The organism is Micromonospora mangrovicola, assembly GCF_047200535.1.
GTDB lineage: Bacteria > Actinomycetota > Actinomycetes > Mycobacteriales > Micromonosporaceae > Micromonospora.
Map to the genome: position 1 here is coordinate 1 of NZ_JBJZOG010000245.1, position 985 is coordinate 985.

At 70.2% G+C, this 985-nt stretch carries 1 protein-coding gene; it reads left to right on the forward strand.

Annotation, left to right across the window (positions count from 1 at the left end; genetic code table 11):
- The coding region (gene pgi, locus ACL02O_RS34290) for a glucose-6-phosphate isomerase (protein WP_412822336.1) at positions 1-946 on the forward strand (946 nt) is incomplete at its 5' end.
- Between the last annotated feature and the right edge of the window lie 39 nt (positions 947-985).

Below are 985 nucleotides of genomic sequence, written 5' to 3' on the forward strand. Positions count from 1 at the left end.
CGCCGACGAGTCGGCCGTCGCCCGGCACTTCGTCGCGGTCAGCACCAACGAGCAGCGGGTCCGCGACTTCGGCATCGACCCGGAAAACATGTTCGGCTTCTGGGACTGGGTGGGCGGCCGGTACTCACTGCCCTCGGCGGTCGGCCTGTCGGTGATGCTGGCGATCGGCCCGGACCGGTTCCGGGAGATGCTGGCCGGCTACCACGCGGTCGACGAGCACTTCCGGAGCACTCCGGTCGAGCGCAACGTGCCGGCGCTGCTGGGCCTGCTCAACGTCTGGTACACGGACTTCCTCGACGCGGAGACGCACGCCGTGCTGCCGTACGCGCAGTACCTGCACCGGTTCCCGGCGTACCTGCAGCAGCTCACCATGGAGAGCAACGGCAAGTCGGTGACCGTCGACGGCACCCCGGTGACGTACCCGACCGGCGAGATCTTCTGGGGCGAGCCGGGCACCAACGGCCAGCACGCCTTCTACCAGCTGATCCACCAGGGCACCCGGCTGATCCCGGCCGACTTCATCGCGTTCAGCCAGCCCAACCACGACCTCGGCGACATGCACGACCTGTTCATGTCGAACTTCTTCGCGCAGACCGCCGCGCTGGCCTTCGGCCGGACGAGGGAGCAGGTCGAGGCGGAGGGCACCGCGGCGGCCGTGGTGCCGCACCGGGTGATGCCGGGCAACCACCCGAGCACCTCGATCATCGCGCCGAAGCTCACCCCGTCGACGCTGGGCCAGCTGATCGCCCTCTACGAGCACATCGTCTTCACCGAGGCCGCCGTCTGGGACATCAACGCCTTCGACCAGTGGGGGGTGGAGCTGGGCAAGGTGATGGCCAACCAGCTCGCACCGAAGCTGACCGGGAACGCGCCGGACCTGGGCGACGTGGACTCCTCCACCGCCGCCCTGATCCGCCGCTACCGGGCCCAGCGCGGCAGGGACTGACCCGTACGCGAGTGGCGGGGGGGAGGGGGGGGGGGGGGG